This is a genomic window from Pseudomonas veronii (genome assembly GCF_001439695.1).
Classification (GTDB): domain Bacteria; phylum Pseudomonadota; class Gammaproteobacteria; order Pseudomonadales; family Pseudomonadaceae; genus Aquipseudomonas; species Aquipseudomonas veronii.
On the sequence record NZ_JYLL01000011.1, the window covers coordinates 25345 to 43966 of the forward strand.

General features: G+C 59.1%; 5 protein-coding genes. All 5 read left to right on the plus strand.

The features are described 5' to 3' along the window. The first annotated feature begins 16 nt into the window (after window positions 1-16). The 5 genes from TU80_RS32690 to TU80_RS15550 all read left to right on the plus strand — a co-directional run bounded on the left by TU80_RS32690 (window position 17) and on the right by TU80_RS15550 (window position 18593). Window positions 17-15526 (plus strand): hemagglutinin repeat-containing protein, encoded by a 15510-nt coding sequence (locus TU80_RS32690; RefSeq protein ID WP_057004866.1) that lies wholly within the window; start codon window positions 17-19, stop codon window positions 15524-15526. Continuing rightward, the gene (locus tag TU80_RS31630) at window positions 15523-16095 is read left to right on the plus strand and encodes a hypothetical protein (RefSeq protein WP_232566452.1); all 573 of its coding nucleotides are present in this window, start codon (window positions 15523-15525) and stop codon (window positions 16093-16095) included. Before TU80_RS32690 ends, TU80_RS31630 begins: the two co-directional genes overlap by 4 nt. Before the next feature lie 46 nt (window positions 16096-16141). Beyond that, window positions 16142-16810, plus strand: a complete 669-nt coding sequence (locus TU80_RS15540) for a hypothetical protein (protein WP_057004867.1) — start codon at window positions 16142-16144, stop codon at window positions 16808-16810. A 10-nt stretch (window positions 16811-16820) separates the two neighbouring features. Beyond that, window positions 16821-17630, plus strand: coding sequence for an Imm49 family immunity protein (locus tag TU80_RS15545; protein ID WP_057004868.1), 810 nt, complete (start codon window positions 16821-16823; stop codon window positions 17628-17630). A gap of 516 nt (window positions 17631-18146) precedes the next feature. Next, entirely contained in the window at window positions 18147-18593 is a 447-nt protein-coding gene (locus TU80_RS15550) for a hypothetical protein (protein ID WP_057004869.1), read from the plus strand. The last annotated feature ends 29 nt before the right edge of the window (window positions 18594-18622 follow it).

Below are 18622 nucleotides of genomic sequence, written 5' to 3' on the forward strand. Positions count from 1 at the left end.
TGCATCGAGACTTGACATGGACGTCCGCCAATTCGCCTTTCTTGCGCGCCAACCTTCTGCGGCCCTGAAAAACCGCACGTCGTTTCTGGGGCTGCCCAAGCGCGGGTTGGCGCTCATCCTGGTTAACGCCATGTTCTGGCAACCGTTGCTGGCACAGGCGGATGGCATCGTCGTCAATGCCCCCGGCACCACACTGGCGCAAGCGGGCAACGGCGTGCCCATCGTCAACATCGCGGCGCCGAATGCGGCGGGCTTGTCCCATAACCAGTTCCATGACTACAACGTCGGCGCGCAGGGCCTGATCCTCAACAACGCCACGGATCGCACCCAAAGTACGCAACTGGGCGGGATCATTGTCGGCAACCCCAATTTCACCGGGCAGGCCGCCAGCACCATCCTCAACGAAGTCAACGGCGGCAGCCCCAGCCAGTTGCGCGGCTACACCGAAGTGGCGGGGCAGGCGGCCCATGTGATTGTCGCCAACCCTTACGGTGTGAGCTGCAATGGCTGCGGCTTTATCAACACGCCGCAGGTGACGCTGACCACCGGCCAGGCCGTGATTGAAAACGGCAAGGTCAGCCGCTACCAGGTGGACCAGGGCAGTGTGTCGGTTGACGGCGACGGATTGAACGCGAGCAACGTGGGCCAGTTCGAAATCATCACCCGCGCCGCGCACATCAATGCGCAGATTCAGGCGCAAAAGCTGACCGTTGTTGCCGGTCGCAATGACGTGGACGCCAGCACCTTGAATGCCGCCGCACGGGCTGCGGACGGCAGTGCTGCACCGGCACTGGCTATCGATTCGTCGGCGCTGGGCGGGATGTACGCCGGCACGATCAGGCTGGTGGGCACTGAGGCGGGCGTGGGGGTAAAACTTGCCGGCAACATGGTGGCCGGTGGTGATATCCGGATCGACGCCAACGGGCACCTGAACCTGGGGCAAACCTCTGCCGGCAATGCATTGAATGTGACCGCCCAAAGCCTGGAAACCCAAGGCGCGGTATATGCCGGTACGGATCTGGCGATCAAGGCCCAGGGCGACCTGAGCAACACCAACAACCTGGCAGCCCGTGACAGCATCACGCTGGACAGCGGCGCTCGCCTGAGCAACAGCGGCATTATTGAAGCGGGCGTCAATGCCGACAACAGCCGCAATGCCAACGGCGATGTGCGCCTGACCGCGCAAACCCTCGACAACACCGGTAACACCATCATCGCCAGCCGTGACCTGACGGTGAATGCGGCTGCGCTGGTCAATCAGCACGGCACCCTCAGCGCCGGGCGTCAGGCGCAGGTCAGTGCCGATCAAGTCGATAACACGAATCAGGGTCGGATAATCAGCGCCGGCAGCCTGGGGCTGACGGCCAGCCAGTTGCTCAACAACACTGGTGGGCTGTTGAGCGGCACCGGCAATCTCAACGGCACGGTGGGCCAACTGCTCAACAACGCAGGCGAGCTGTCGAGTGTTGGCCAGGTCAGCTTGCAGGTTGCGTCTCTGGATAACGTTGCCGGCCTGGTGTCGGCCGGGCAGGCGTTGAGCCTCAACGCCAGCGGCGCGCTGAATAATCAGGGCGGGCGGATAGCGGCGGGGCAGGCGGTGCAACTCACCGCAGGCGCACTGGACAACAGCCAAAAGGGCGCGCTTACCAGCCAAGGCACGCTTGACCTTGCAAGCGGCCTGGTCAACAACAGTGCCGGCGGCCAAATCTCCAGTACCCAGGGGCTGCACGCAAACCTGGGTAGCCTTGACCAGCATGACGGCGGCCGTTTCTACAGCACCGCCGACATGAGCCTGAACCTCAACAGCGGCCTGCTGGACAACCGCAACGGGCTGCTCAACGCAAGCGGCCAGTTGACCCTCAAGGGTCTCAACACCGTTAACAACCATCAGGGCGAAATTTCCAGTGCACACGGCTTTTCGCTCGCCGCCAATAGCCTGGATAACGGCGCGGGCAAGCTGCTCAGCGATCAGGCCCTGACAGTGCAGATCGCTCAAGTGCTGAACAACGGTGCCGGGGTGATTTCTGCCAACGGTTTACAGGTCGCCGTCGGCAGCCTGGACAATACCGCCGGCCGGGTAGCCAGCCAGTCCGATGTGAGCCTTGACCTCAATCGTGGCCAACTCACCAACCTGGGCGGCGTGATCAACGCGCCGGGGCAGTTGCTGCTCAGTCATTTGAACGGCGTCGATAATCGCAACGGCGAGATCTCCAGTACCACCAGTTTCAGCCTGCTGGCCGACAACCTCGACAACAGCAACGGCAAACTCCTTAGCGCACAGGCGTTGACAGTGCACATTGCCCAGGCCCTGGAAAACGCCAAGGGGCTGGTGTCCGCACAGGCGCTGGAGGTGCATGGCGCCAGCCTCGGCAACGTCGGCGGCACCCTCAGTGCCACGGGCGGCTTGGCCGTGCAGGTCGACGGTGGGCTGGATAACCGCAACGGGCAGATCCTCGCGCACACGGCTTCGGTCACTGTGGGCGCCTTGGATAACCGTCAGGGCCAGGTGCAGGGTGACGCAAACCTGAGCCTTGTCGGCGCTGGAGCCATCGATAATCGCCAGGGCACCCTGGCGACCGGCCAGGCGTTCGACTTGAGCGCGGCGAGCTTGGATAACACCAATGGCAGCCTGACCAGCAACGGCCAACTGACGGCACAGATCGCCGGGCAACTGCTCAACCAGACTGGCCTGTTCGCCGCTACCGGCGACCTGCAACTGAGCGCCGCCAGCCTGGACAACCGGAGCCTGGGCCGCATCATCGGCAAGGCCAACAGCCGCCTTGCCGTCGGCCAGTTGGACAACCGCGGCGGCGAAGTCTCCAGCGTTAACGACCTGAGCGTGACCGGTACCGGCGTCGACAACAGCCAGGGCGGTCACCTGCTGGCCGGCGGCGCGCTGCAACTGACGCTTGATCGCCTCGATAACCAGCTCAAGGGCATCCTCAGCGGGCAGCACACCGTCAGCATCAACGCGGGCAGCCTGGACAACAGTGGCCAGGGCAGCGTGTATGCCAAAGACGACCTGTCATTGCTGCTGCGCAATCAGTTCAATAACGGGCAGGGCGTGGTACGCAGCGACAGCCGCTTCAGCGCGCAAATGGGCAACCTGATCAACGATGGCGGGCGCATCAGCAGTGCCGGGCCATGGGCGCTCACCAGCCAGAGTGCGGTCAGCAACAAGGGCGGCGAACTGCTCAGCGCCGCCGGTTTGATGCTGACCAGCGCCAGTCTGGATAACAGTGTTGCCGGTCACCTTATCGGGGACGGCGCGGTGCGCGTCGTCACCGGTGCGTTGAACAACCAGGGCGGGCGGCTGACCAGCGCCGATCGCCTCGACCTCAGCGCCGCACAGGTGGACAACAGCGGCGCCGGCCGCATCGCCAGTACTCAGGCGCTGAACGCCAGCGTTACCGGCCTGGACCAACACGCTGGCGGCCAGTTGTACAGCACCGCCAGCCTGACTCTGGACCTGAACCACGGGCTATTGAACAACGCCGGTGGCCTGATCCACGCCCCGGGCGCGTTGCTGCTGAACCATCTCGACAATGTGGATAACAGCGGCGGCGAAATCTCCAGCGCGCAGGCCTTTACCTTCGCCGCGCAGAACCTCGACAACAGCGCCGGCAAGCTGATCAGCGACCAGGCGCTGACCCTCACGGTCGCGCAGCTGCTGACCAACCTCAACGGTGAAATTTCGGCGGCTGGGCTCAAGGCGCAAGCGGGCACACTGGATAACACTCACGGCTTGCTGAGCAGTTCAACGGACCTGGGATTGACCGTGGCCGGCTACCTTGTCAACGACAACGGCGAGGTATCGAGCGCCGGTGCCAGCGTGGTCAATGCCGCGACGCTGAGCAATAAGCGCGGGCAAATGCTGGGCGATAACAGCCTTGACCTGAACGTCAGCGGGGCACTGGGTAACAATGGCGGCACTCTCGGCGCCGGCCAACGCTTGCAGGTCAAATCCGCCAGCCTCGACAACAGCCAGTCCGGCAGCCTGGTCAGCGACGGCAGCTTGAGTGCAACCGTTGACGGCCTGCTCGACAACCATGCGCGAGGCAGCGTGCAGGCCAAGGGCGCGGTGGACATCCAGTCCGCCAGCCTGGACAACCGCACCGGGGCGATTCGCACCAACGGGAATCTGAACCTGCACACGGGCCAGGTGGACAACCGCCAGGGCGTGATCAACAGCAAGCAGGCACTGGGCTTCGTGGGTCAGTCGCTGAATAACAGTAACGGCTTGACCAGCGCCACCGGCCCGGTGCAGTTGGCGTTCGATACCGTCAGCAACGACAAGGGACGTATCGCCAGCCAGGGCGATCTCGACGCAACTCTGGGAGCGCTGACTCAACAGGGTGGTGAACTGGTGGCCCAGGGCAACCTGACGCTGAATGCCAACACCCTCGACAACCGCAACGGTGGGCTGGTTGCGGCTACAAAAGCGCTGAAACTCAGTATCGACAGCGTCGACAACCGCGTGGGGGAAATTTCCAGTCAGCAAAGTGTCTCGCTGAGCGGCCAATACCTGGATAACAGCGGCGGCAAGTTGCTCGCTGCAACTGCACTGGAACTGGCCGTTGCCCAGGTGATCAACCAGGCCAAAGGGCTGGTGTTCGCTCAAGACGCGCACCTGGTGGGCACGCGCCTGGACAACACCCAAGGCAGCGTGGCGGCCCAGCACTCGCTGGCCATTCAACTGGCTCCGGCCATGTTGCCGGGCGCCAGCCTGATCAACGCCGGCGGCACCCTCAGCAGCGAAGGCGGCCTGACGCTGCTCGGCCAACGCCTCGACAACACCGGCGGCAAGGTGTCCAGCGCCGGCCTGCTGAGCGTGACCAGCGCTGGCGACCTGTTGAACCTGGGCGGCACCTTCGACTCGGCGCAAGGCCTGGCACTTTCCAGTGCCAGCCTCGACAACAGCCAGCAAGGCCTGATCAAAAGTGACGGTGCCTCCAGCATCACCACCGGCCAGTTCAACAACGCCACGGGCGGGCAGCTCACCAGCACCGGCAAGCTCGACCTCACCGCGGCCCAGGTCAACAACGGCGGGCGTATCGCCAGCGCCGATGTGTTGAGCGCGAACCTCACCGGGCTGACCCAACAGAACGGCCAATTGTTCAGCAACACCCAACTGAACCTGAACCTCAACGGCGGCGACTTGAGCAACAGCGGCTTGATCAATGCGCCAATCCTGCTGCTGAGCAATCTGGGCAACCTCAGTAACCAGGGCGGCGAAATCTCCAGCCAGAATGCGTTTTCGCTGGCTGCGCGCAGCCTGGACAACAGCAACGGCAAACTCATCAGCAATCAGGCCCTGACCCTCACTGCGGACCAGCAACTGGGTAACGTCAACGGCCATATCAGCGCCGTGGGTTTCACTGCGCGCAGCACGCAGATGGATAACACCGACGGCATCATCAGCAGCCATGATGGCGTGGACATCAGTGCCCGTGACCTGCTCACCAACCTGCGCGGCAGTCTGGTCGGTGACGGCTCGCTGCTGCTGACCACCGCCAGCCTGGACAACCGCGCGGGGCAGGTCGCAGGCAAGGCTGACACAACGCTCAATGCCGGCGTGATCAACAACCAGAAAGGCCAGGTGATCAGCACCGATACCTTGCACCTGCGCGGTGCCAGCCTGGATAACCGCACCGGCCTGGTCGGCGCGACCAACGCGTTGAAACTGGATGTGGGCAGTGTCGACAACCGCGCGGGCGAGTTAAACGGCAGCGCTGATGTCAGCGTCAACGGTCAACAGCTGAACAACAGCGACGGCGGCAAGCTGTTCGCCGCCAACGCCCTGAGCCTTGTCGTTGACCAGTTGCTGAACCGTACCCTCGGCCAGCTCAACGGCCAACGTGTGACCCTCACCGGCTCAACGCTGGACAACAGCGGCGGCAAGGTTTTCAGCCAGCAACCGCTGGTGCTGAACCTCACCGGTGATGTGAACAACACCCAAGGCCTGTTGAGCAGCGAAAGCCAACTGACCCTCAATGCTGCCAACCTCATCAATGCCCAGGGCAGCGTTTCCAGCGCGCAAGACCTCACGCTGGGCCTCAGCGGCCAGGTCAACAACCTTGGCGGCGAACTGGTGACCGACGGCGCCCTGAACCTGCACAGTGCCGGGCTGGGTAACGGGCAAGGCAACATCAGCGGCAAAGGCGCGTTGGCGCTGGTCACGGGTGACCTGACAAACCAGAGCGGCAGCATCAGCAGCGGCGACACCCTGAGCCTCACCGCAGGCCAACTGAGCAACGGCGGCAGCATTGGCAGTCACAACGCGCTGACCGCCAGCGTGACCGGCCTGGACCAGCAAGGCGGCAAGCTGTTCAGCAACGGCGCCTTGACGCTCGATGTCAACAACGGCCTGTTGAGCAATACCGATGGCTTGATCAATTCGGCAGGCCTGCTGCAACTGAACCATCTCACAGACGTCACTAACCACAACGGTGAAATCTCCAGCGGCCAGGCGTTCACACTTGTCGCGCAGAACCTCGACAACAGCAACGGTAAGCTGCTGAGTAACCAATGGCTGACCCTGCGCGTCAACCAGACCCTGAGCAACATCAAGGGCCTGATCGGCGCTGCCAGCCTCGACGCCCACGCCGCCTCGGTGGACAACAGCAACGGCACCCTGAACAGTCGGGGTGACCTGCAACTGACCAGTGATGGCCTGCTGAACAACACTGGCCTTGGCTTGATCCACAGCCAGGGCAACCTGAACCTCACGGCTGGCAGCCTGAATACTGGCAGCGGCGGTGAAGTGTCAGCGCTGGGCACTCTGGACCTGAGCACCAGCGCGTTGACCTCGGCGAACGGCAGGGTGACAGGTGAGCAACGCGTCACGCTGGACCTGAACAATGGTGACCTGGATAACCACGGCGGCCTGATCCTCGGCAAAGGCCCGCTGGCTATCAACCACCTGCGTGACCTCAACAACCAAGGGGGTGAAGTCTCCAGCCAGCAGAACCTGGTACTGGCCGCGCGTGCGCTGGACAACAGCGCCGGCAAGCTGATCAGCAGCCAGGCATTGACCCTGGGCGCCGCCAACCTGATCAATGCCAACGGCCTGGTGTCGGGCTGGCAGAGCCTCGGTTTTGCTGGCGGCAGCCTCGATAACCGCAACAACGGCACGTTTTCCAGCCGCAGCGGTGCGATGGCGGTGAACCTCACGGGGGCGCTGCTCAACAGTGGCGCCGGGGCGCTGGTCAGCCAGGGCCGCCTGGATATCAGTGCGGCCAGCCTCGACAACAGCGGCGGCGGGATTCTGTCCAGCGCCGCGGGGCAGGGCCTGACAGTCAGCGGCCTGCTCAACAACAGCGGCGGCGGTTTGATCGACAGTGGCGCGACCCTGGACGTGCAGGCGGCGACCCTGAGCAACGACGCCGGTGCGCTCAACGCGCAGCAAGCGCTGGCGGTCAATGCCAATGACCTGGGCAATGCGGCTGGCACCTTGGCCAGCAACGGCGCGATGACCCTGAACCTGCTGGGCAACCTCACCAACACCAACGGCAAACTGGCCAGCGCAGGCCCGTTGCTGTTGCAGCGCGCCGCCCAGGTCAACAATCAGGGTGGGCAGATTGTCAGCCAGAACCTGCTGAGCCTGTTTGCCGGTGCGATCGACAACAGCCAGCACGGCACCCTCGCAGGCACCGGCAGCGTGGCGATCAACGCCAGTGGCGCAGTGCAAAACAATGCCGACGGTTTGATCTACAGCCAGGGCGCCGACGTGCAATTGCGGGCCGCCGGGCTCGCCAACAGCCGCGGCGTGGTGCAGGGCCAGAACGGCCTGACCCTGAACATCAGCGGCGACGTGGATAACCAGAGCGGCAAACTGATTGCCCAAACCGGTGACCTGACGCTCAACGCCAACAACCTCGACAACCGTGGCGGCACATTCGCCAGCCTCAACGGTGCGTTGCAGGCCCAAATAGTGGGTGTGCTGCGCAACGGCTATGACCTGAACAACAACCGCCAGGGCGGCACGGTGCAGGGGCAGCGCCTCAACCTGCAGGCGGCGATGTTTGATAACTACGGCGGGCGCGTTTCCGCCCAGGGCGGCGATGCGCTCGTCACCACCGGCAATTTCGACAACCGCAACGGCGGGCTCTACGCGACGGGCCTGGTGAGCGTCAGCGGCAACGACTTTGATAACAGTGGCGATAACGACGGCCAGATCGCCGGCCAACAGATCGACCTGAGCCTGCGCGGCGCGCTGAATAACCGCCTGGGCGTCGTCGAAAGCCAATCCACCCTCAAGGTCAGCGCCGCCAGCCTCGACAACGGCAACGGCCGCTTGCGCGCCCTGGGTAATGCAGGCACCACCGAGTTCGCCATCGGCGGCCTGCTGGATAACACCAACGGTGTGCTCGAAACCGCCAACAGCAACCTGATACTGGGGGCCGGCAGCCTGCAGAACGTCGGCGGTAGCGTGCTGCACGTCGGCAATGGCAACTTCACGATCGCGCCGAGCAACCTCAACAGCGTGGGTGGCAGCCTGGTGACGCGTGGTGGCCTGACCATCGCCCAGGACACCTGGACCAACAGCAGCGTGATCCAGGCCGGGCGCCTGACGGTCAACGTCAATACCCTCAACCAGACCGCCGACGGCCAATTACTGGCAAGCAGTGCGTTGACCGGTACCGGTGAAAACTGGTCCACCAATGGCTTGATCGCCAGTGATGGCAGTCTCGACTTGCACCTGGGCGGCACGCTCAACGGCGCAGGGCGCATCACCAGTCAGGGCGACCTCAGTCTGAGCGCCGCGCAATTGAACCTGAGCAACACCGCCAGCGTGGCCGGCGGCGGCCTGACCAGCGCCAACATCACGGGCACCCTGAACAACGCCGGGCGGCTGACGTCCGCCAACGACCTGATCATCAATGCCGGCGCGATAAACAACACGGCAACCCTTGGCAGTGCTCAGAAGCTCACCGCCACCTCCGGCGCACTGCTCAATGACCATGGTCTGATTTTCAGCGGTGGCGACATGAGCCTGCGCGTCGACACGCTGACCAACAGCTACGCCGACGTCTACAGCCTGGGCAACCTGAGCATCGACCGCGACGGGCAGGGCGGCCTTGCCACGCAGATACTCAACAGTTCATCGAGCCTGCAAAGCGACGGCAATATGAGCCTTGCCGCCAGCACGATCCAGAACGTGCGTGCGGTGCTGACCACCAGCGCAGGCGGCATCTACACCGCCTCCATCACTGAATTCCCGTGCATCGAAGGCCCGAACTACGCGGGTGATTGCAGCGGCAAACAGAACCACTTGTGGCAAATCGATCAACGCGAAAAACTCGAAGTGACGGCCTCCAGCGCCGCCTCGAGCATCACCGCCGGGCAAAACCTCAGTATTGCCGGCGGCGATGTGGTCAATGCCAGTAGCACCATTGGCGCGGGTGGCAACCTCGGCGTTGTCGCCAACAACCTGACTAATAGTGGCGTTGAAACCGGCGAAACCGACACCTGGCGCCTGTTCGTGTCCGAGCGTACCCGGCATCCCGAGATGTGGTACGACGCGGCCGCCGCGTTCAATAACCGTTACTCCGTCGGCGGCGCTGCCTACAACGCCAGTGACCTGAGCGGCCTGGCCGGTGCCATGGCCGGGTTTATCGGTATCACCGAGGCTGAGCGCACGGTATTGCGCCGAGTCACCCAGATCAGTGCCGGCGACCAGACTTACGCGGGAGTGATTCAGGCGGGTGGCGCGGTTAACGTCAAGGCCCAGGCCAATATCGACAACAGCGTGGTACGCCCAGGCTTTACCTATGTAGGCGCAGGCGCCAAGACCGGCACCGGTGCCGCGGGTGCCAGTGGTGCGGGCGCCTTCTCCACGCGCATTACCGTCAACGGGCAACTGCCGCCCGACCTGGCCCAACGGCAGATCAACCCCCTGACCTTGCCGGGCTTCAGCCTGCCCACCGGGCAAAACGGCCTGTTCCGCCTGAGCGGGCAGGGCAGCAGTGCCCCGGCGCAGGGTAACAATGCGCCGGGCTGGTCGGTGAGTGGCGCCAGTCTGCAACTTGACCAACATCAGATCACCACGCCCACTCATCAGGGCCGAGTGATACAGATAAATGCCCCGACTCAGGACGCCGCCGGCAGCCTTCAACTGAACTTGGCTACCCGCCAGGCCAGCGGCATCGGCGCCAGCAGCAGCGGCGTGGGGACCATTGGCGATGGCGGCGGCGCCAGCATCCAAACCCCTGGCCGCAGCAGCGCCGCCGATGCCAGCCAAGTGGTCGCAATCGGCACACAGAACGCCGGCGGTGGTGCGGCATCGTCTGCGGTCGTTGCATCCCACCCGAACCTGGACCTGCCGGCGCAAGCCACTGACCACGGCAGCACCGTGGTCGTGAACGCTCCGTCGATTCCCGGTGTGACCCCAGTGGCCCCGGCCGCAACCACCGGCGACAAACCGTCCCCGGTGGCCAGCCAGAGCATTGCCCGTGTGCAGGGCCTGCCGGGCACGCAGCCCGTGTCGCAGCCGCAGAAATACCTGATCGAAACCAACCCGGTGCTCACCGACCTCAAGCAGTTCATGAGCTCGGACTATCTACTCTCCGGCCTCGGCTACAACCCTGACGACAGCGCCAAGCGCCTCGGCGACGGCCTCTATGAGCAACGTCTGGTCGAACAAGCCGTGGTGGCCCGCACCGGCCAACGCTTCATCGACGGCCAGAACACCGACTCGGGCATGCTCAAGTACCTGATGGACAACGCCATCAGGAGCAAACAGCAACTCGGCCTGAGCGTGGGTGTGAGCCTCACCTCAGCCCAAGTCGCGGCGCTGACCCACGACATCGTCTGGCTTGAAGAAGAGCAAGTAAACGGCGAAAACGTCCTGGTACCCGTGGTGTACCTGGCCCAGGCGAATAACCGCCTGGCCCCGGACGGCGCGTTGATCGCCGGTAACGACGTCAACCTGATCGCCGGCCAGAACCTGGACAACGTCGGCACCTTGCGGGCTAGCAATAACCTGTCGGCCCAGGCCGGCAACGACCTGACCAACAGCGGCCTGATCCAGGCCGGTAACCGCCTCAATCTGCTGGCCGGTAACACCATCGTCAACACCGCCGGCGGCATCATCGCCGGTCGCGACGTGAACCTGACCGTCACCCAAGGCGACATCCTCAACGAGCGCAGCGTCACCAGCCACGACAGCAGCAGCGGCTACCGCACCGAGCACACCGACTCCGTGGACAGTGCAGCGCGCATCGAAGCTGCGAACAACCTGAGCCTGCAAGCCGGCCGCGACGTAAACAGCGTGGGCGGCGTGATGAGCAGCGGCGCCGACACCACGCTCAAGGCCGGGCGCGACGTCAACCTGATCTCTGCCGAAGGGACCAACAGCAATACGGTGAGCGGGCTGTTCAAGAACAGTAGCGTGACCCAGTACGGCAGCCGCGTGGATGCCGGCGGTGATTTAAAGGTACAGGCGGGCCGGGACATCAGCGCGGTGGCGAGTGAGATCGATGCCAAGCGTGATGTGACGATGTCGGCGGTGGGCGATTTGTCACTGTCGTCGGCAGCAGACGAGTCCCATGCCTCGTTTACGTCGAAGAAGGTCAAGAGCAAAGAGGACCATGTGAGCCAGGTCTCCACCACGGTTAAAGCCGGTGGTGACGTGGCGCTGAGCGCCGGACAGGACCTGGCGTTGACGGCGAGCCGGGTGACGGCGGGGGATGAGGCGTATTTGTATGCCGGTAAAGACCTGAACCTGGCGGCGGCTGAAGACAGCGATTACTCGTATTACTCGAAAACGAAGAAGGGGTCGTGGGGTAAGAAAAGCTCGAAGATGAGCGAGAGCGAAAATGATGTGGCTGTTGGCTCTTCAATTCAGGCGCAGGGTAAAACAACGGTTGTCGCCGCCAACGACATCAACCTCACTGGATCAACCATCAACAGCGACAAAGGCGCATTGGCGGTTTTGGCGGGTCACGACGTCAATCTGACTGGCGCAGAGAACCGTGAATCCAGTGCTTCCGCCAAATCAAAATCCGGCGGGTTTGGACTTTCCAGTACCAGCAAGATGAGCAGTGATTCACAAAGCAGCACGTCGTTGACCGGTTCGACACTGAGTGGGGATACGACGTTGGTACAGGCCGGTCATGATATTGCGGTTTCCGCCAGCAACGTAGTCTCGACTGAAGAAACGAACATTCAGGCTCGCAACAGCGTTCGCATAGAGAGTGATGCGGAGTCGTTCAGTGCACAACACAGCCAGTCGACTAAAAAGTCTGGCTTGTTAAGCACAGGGGGGATCGGCGTCACCTTGGGCTCCTCCCAGAATACCTACAAGCAGGGCACGGAGAGCGCCAGCCAGAAAGGCAGCACCGTCGGCAGCGTCATGGGCGATGTGAATATCACCGCCGGTAAAGACCTGACCGTCAAGGCGTCGGACGTGGTTGCAGGGAAGGACATCAAGCTGGTTGGACAAAACGTCAATATTCTCGACGCGGCCAACGACAGTACGACGTGTACCTCTCAGGAGAGCAAGAAGAGCGGTCTGACGTTGGCGTTGTCCGGTGTGGTGGGGGAAGCGGTCAACACGGCAGTGCAAACCGCTCAAGATGCCATTCATGAAAACGACACGCGTTTGTCGGCATTACAGGGGGTCAAGGCCGGGCTTTCCGGCTATCAGGCTTATCAGGGCGCCCAGGCACTTGAGTCCGGTGCGCAGGCAGGCGAGTTCGTCGGTATCTCGATTTCGCTGGGAGGACAGAAGTCCAGCTCCAAGCAAATACAGGAACAAAGCGTCAGCCAAGGCAGCAATCTGACGGCAGGCGGTAACCTTAGCCTGGTTGCTACCGGGAATGGACAGCCGGGTGCTACGGGTGGCGACATCACGGTACAGGGCAGCAAACTTCAGGCCGGCACCGACTTGCTGTTGTCTGCCGCACAGGACATCAATCTGCGCTCCGGCACCAATACGCAAAGCCTCGACGGCTCTAACAAGAGTGCAGGCGGTGCAATCGGCGTAAGCCTGGGAGTCAGTGACAGCGGTGCGGGTCTTAGTATCTTCGCCAACGGCAACGCCGGGGCGGGCAAGGAAAAGGGTAATGGCACCACATGGACTGAAACCACCGTCAATGCCGGTAACAAGCTCACGCTCGACAGTGGTCGGGATGCAACCTTGGTGGGAGCGCAGGCGAATGCCCAGCAGATCGTCGCGGACATAGGGCGCAACCTGACGCTGAGCAGTCAGCAAGACACTGATCGTTACGACTCCAAGCAAACCAACGTCAGCGGAGGCGCCAGCTTCACATTTGGCTCTATGAGCGGGAGTGCGTCGCTTAGCGTCAGCCAAGACAAGCTCAAGTCTAACTTTGACAGCGTGAAAGAGCAGACCGGGTTGTTCGCTGGGAAGGACGGCTACCAAATAAGCGTTGGCGAACATACCCAACTGGATGCCAGCGTAATCGGCAGCACCGCGAGCGCCGACAAAAACAAACTCACGACCGGGAGCCTGGGCTGGACCGGACTGGACAACAAAGCCGATTTCAGCAGCCAGCACCAGAGCGTGAGTGGAGGGACGGGCGGGGATGCCAGTACTCAGTTCCTCGGCAATATGGGCAGTATGTTGCTGGTGGGTGCGAACCACGACGGGCATGAAAGCAGTACGACTTACGCAGCCATATCTGATGGCCAGCTGACTATTCGCGACAAGGATAAGCAGCAACAAGACGTCAACACGCTGAGTCATGACGTTGAGCATGCCAATAACGCACTGAGCCCTATCTTCGACAAGGAGAAGGAGCAGCAACGGCTTCGCCAGGCGCAGTTGATTGGTGATATCGCTAACCAGTCCATGGACATTATTCGTACCCAGGGAACGATTGAAGCTGCGAAGGCCGCGCAAGCACACCTGACAGATGAACAGAAGAACATGCCGGGGGCTAATCCAGACGCCTCTTACAAAGATCGCAAGGCCTACGTGGACATGTTGCAGGGCACCGATGCCTATAAAAGCACCATGGCTGCCTACGGTACGGGAAGTGACCTTCAGCGTGCTGCGCAAGCCGTAACGGCAGCGGTTCAAGGGCTGGCTGGAGGCAACCTTGCCCAGGCGGTCGTGGGGGCTTCGGCGCCGTATCTGGCGGGTATCATCAAGGACAACACAGGCGATAACCTTGAAGCCAGAATAATGGCTCATGCTGTATTGGGCGCGGTGCTTGCAAAATCCCAGCAAAACTCTGCGCTTGCTGGAGCCACGGGGGCGAGTATCGGTGAACTGGTCGCTTACGAGCTGTACCCGAACAAGCCCATCGATCAACTGAGCGAAGCTGAAAAACAAAAGGTCTCCGCACTATCGACACTTGCTGGAGGCCTCGCTGCAGGCATTGTGGCAGGGAACTCGTCAGATGCAGTGGCGGGAGGCATCGCAGCAAAAAATGCGGTCGAAAATAACCAGCTCAGGGGCAGTGAGGGCATAACACTTGCGCAAGAGCAGGCCGAGTATAAGAAAAGGAACTGCGGGGGAACGTCCTCATCCCGTTGTGACGAACTATCGAAAAATATAAAGGAACTGTTGGCAAGAGACAGCTCCGTACTCAAAGATATGCCAGCCGTAGAAGGGGACATAGGAACCGATCCGGGCTCCAGACCTCAGCCAGGGCAACTGGTCAGCTGTGCGCTCTCGGGTAACGGTGTATGTGTCGTATCTGACAGAACGGTCAAAACCGATTTGGGAGATGAGTGGGCCCTGGAACCCGCCAGCGACGCACAGTCGATTACTCATAAAGCAGAGGTTGCAACAACGGTAGCTGCACAGAAAGCGTATCTGGACGAGTTTTCGAAGGAAACGTTTGCTGCCGGATGCGGTGGTATGGGGCTCGCGGGGATTGCGTGCCAGACCTACATGGCTTCAGGTGGGAAAAATCCCATCACCGGTGAAGTAGCGACGACAACCGAAAGGTTCGGGTTCGGGCTCCAAGCTGTCCTGAACAGTGCGGGATTGTTTGGGGCAGTTTATGATGGTGCAGCTGCTAGTATTGATTTAGCGCCAGTTAAGGGTGCAAAAGAGGCAGGTGCGGCTGGGAAGGTAGTAGACGATATTCCGGCAACATCTCCACTTGCTCGGGATGGTTTGCGCGAAGACTTAGCGGCACAAGCCGGTATTCCTCGAGATATTGCTGGAAATCCTTCCAGTGTTTGGGGGAAATCAATAGATGATATTAAACAGTCGCTCACCATGGATGGCGCAACACTTACACCTAAAGTGAGAGCCAGTTCATCTGGTAATGCCCAGGTCTATACGGTCGAAGGTAGCACTACAGGGATTAAAGAAATTCAGTATAGTCCATCTACTATTGGGGATGATGTTTTGTCAACTCACAAAGGTGAGTACTACAAGCTTACTTATGCTGATGGGAGCAAAGTTAAGGTTGTTGATCCTGTGGCTTACAGACCGACTTTTAGTAGCGGGAGCCCTATTTATGATGCTAATACAAAGTATTTAAACCCTCAGGGGCAGAAAGTGGTATTTAACTCCTCCACCAACACGTGGGTGCCAGAATGACGTCATCTAACGATTTTTCAATATCTTGGGTGGCACCAATCGTGCCATCCGTCTCTCTTGCAGGTATACCGCTGGATGTGAGCGCGGAAGTGCTGGAACGTGTGCTGCTTAAGTATTTGGTTGATGCGTCCAGTCTATTGTACAAGTTTGAAAATTCGCCGGACCTTCTATTGAGAACGCATGGTCTGGATGAGCTTGGAAATGGAGGCTACTCTTTTTCGCTATTTAATGATGCAATTATTAATGGTCTGCTAAAAGGAACTCCAGCTCTATCAATAATGGTTAGAGCGGGAAAGGTTTATGCTGTTAAGGTTTACGATTTTAGCTTTTCTGGGGAGTTTGCACGGGAGTTTGTTTATAAGGGGTTTTTGCCGGCTGGTATTGGCTTGGGTAGTTTGGTTTCGGATCTATTGCCATTTACATCTTTAGAGTTTGATAGTGCTGAAGAGTGGTTCTATACCGATCAAAGCTATGGTGGACTTGAAGTTACCGGCTGGGGGGTTCCTCTAGAAGATCATCCTGATCAAGTTGTTACTGCTTTATGTGTGATATCAGGAGCGATTGCTTAAGTCTAAGGGATCCCTCAGGGTCTGACCCCTATTTCCCCTGGGTAAAATGGCGCTGAAGGACGGTGTCGAGCTCGGTGAGCAGATCGCAGAGCTGGATGCGAAGACGGCGAAGAACTGGAGTACGGACGGCGGTCAGGGTGATTGGGAAACGACGCAGCTTCCAGATCGGCCGGTAATTCCGAAGCGTGATCCGATCGTTTCGGGTATCCCTGCCATTGGTGAGCTATCTGGTGTCGAGCCAACCGCAGGAGGTTTTGTCAGTTCAGCCAAACTGAATGCGGGAGGGTATGCTATTACCGATCTCACTCCAGCAGAAAAAGCGCTGGCGCAGCAGGTTACAGATGGGCTCGACAAGTCAGGTGCTCTGACCGAAGAACTGGTGGAATCCGTATCACAACGGCAAGGTCTTAAATCTTTAGAGGGTGGCAAGTACGGAAGTAATAACGGATTTGATCATGTGTATATGAGTGCTGATGGTAAATCGGTAATTGTCTTGGATTCGAAACAAATAACTGGGGGGGGTTCGTTTTCTCGTGATGCTAACGAAGTTGTTCAAATGTCTGACTCGTGGGTAGAGAAGGTGCTCGGACGTCTGGATAAAAGCTCCGAGGCTTATAAAGCGGTAGACAAGGCGCGTGAAAATGGTAGTTTGGTAAAGGGTGTGGCGGGTGTTGATCGCAGTTCAGGTCAACTAATAATTGCTAAGTTGAAGTGAGAGTGATCAAGTGATTTCTTGGAGTCGATACGGCAAGCTCGAAATTAACGCGACATCTAGAATTGAACACGTAAAAAGCCACCTAGATGGCGGATTTAACTTGGCTGGCTACATTGCCAATATAAAAACTGGGCAAGGTGATCCTGTCGCTTGTTTGGATCGCTTGTCTTCTCATGCGTATGCTCAAGCTATAGAGGAGTGGTTTGGCAATTCATCATTGGAAAAAATGAAAGCTTGGTTTTTTATAGCAGACAGTCTTCGCCAGTATCGGTATTCACTGAAAACCGACAAAATGAACTTCATGTTGAAGACATTTGATTTTTTGGCTAGCTTGGTTTCTGATAATGAATCCCTGATTAGTTGGTTCTGTAATAACGACGACATCGTTGATACTAAAAGAATTCAGGCCACTACTACCGCAGATTTTGTAGCCTATCAAATTAGATTGGCTGTTAAAGGAGACTTTACTCAGTTGCGCGACCGTTGTGCCAGGATGATTGCGCACCCACCTTCAGGACCGAAGAAAAGATTTATGCTGGACAATGAGTTCTTCATTGCGCTGGCAGAGGGCGATAAATCAAAAATGGAATCTGTTTTGCGCGAGCTGACAACACCAGCCTCAATAAAGAGAAGGTTTGATAGTGAGAACGGTTATTCTGAAGGTCTGATTTCAACTTTTGGTGTCATCTACGCAAAAATTGCCTGGAGACATGGTTATGAAGTCGTCGTCGATACACCATACATCCCATCAGAGTGGTTACCTGTGAAACCCCTAGCTCATTATGATGCTCATTATGAGTTTTTAAAGAGAGAAGTTTGATGGGATATGAATGGATAAAAGGGGACAGAGTCTGAGGAATCCCCACAAACCTACTCCAGTCTCTGAGATTGCCGGCGCACTTCATCGCGCAGCAATAGCTCCATATCCGCCAATTTCGAGCAGGACAATCCGGTGGTGGAGCATCTCAAGTATTCGAGGCCGAGACGCCAGAGTGAGAGCACCAGTTTATGCCTGATGCTGTTGCTCTGGAAGTGACGTGACCGACCTGTCGTTCGAGCAGAGGTTATCCATACATGGAGACCTCAATAAAAATAGGTGCTCGCGTGACGAATGTCCTACGACACGGCGCCAGGTCCTATGTGCGCAAGCCGATGGCCATGAAACGCTGATGGTAGAAACGAAAAAATGCGCCCTTCGCGTATATAGGTAAAGCAGATCCGGTCACCACTTCGCCTTTTCAGGCTTCGGCCCGCCTTGCGCGAGCACCCTTTCGGGCCAGGGGACGTTCAAATCTCAACCGGTTAGTCGTCCCCTTTTTTCATTAAAGGCTAAACAATGATTATGCGTTTAGAAATGGTTGGAAAAAGCCTTGTAAAAAAGCTGAAAGTGGCTAGTAAAGAGCAACGGCGAAGTGCGGTTAAAGTTGCTTGTGAACTTGCTTTTCAGACAAGCTCAGTAGGCGTGCCTGTTGTTGCTGAGTCCCTTGCGCAACTACGATTTGGTAATAAGCTTACGACTGAGCAACTATCTGAGCTAGATGCTTTGGCTGAAAAGTTAGATGAGCAATATTTTGATTTGCAAGACAGTCTGAATGAGGGGCAGGAATTAGGTATGGAGGCCCTTCAGCTGTTTAGTCAAGCGCGGGCTGTATCGGCGCTGTCCTTAGCTGGTGGAGAAGATTCGCTTATGGCAACGACCGAAGCAATATACGAGGCATTATCAGCCGTTGATGATGGAAGTTGTATTTTTAAAGCCGTACTTTCAATCTTGTCAGAGTCTTAAACGGTAGATTTTTTGCTTCAGCTGATACC

What these genes read in the sequence shown, in the direction of transcription:
- TU80_RS15540 (WP_057004867.1), top strand. Translation starts at nt 16,142, where the DNA reads ATGGCGCTGAAGGACGGTGTCGAGCTCGGTGAGCAGATCGCAGAGCTG.
- TU80_RS31630 (WP_232566452.1), top strand. Translation starts at nt 15,523, where the DNA reads ATGACGTCATCTAACGATTTTTCAATATCTTGGGTGGCACCAATCGTG.
- TU80_RS15550 (WP_057004869.1), top strand. Translation starts at nt 18,147, where the DNA reads ATGATTATGCGTTTAGAAATGGTTGGAAAAAGCCTTGTAAAAAAGCTG.
- TU80_RS32690 (WP_057004866.1), top strand. Translation starts at nt 17, where the DNA reads ATGGACGTCCGCCAATTCGCCTTTCTTGCGCGCCAACCTTCTGCGGCC.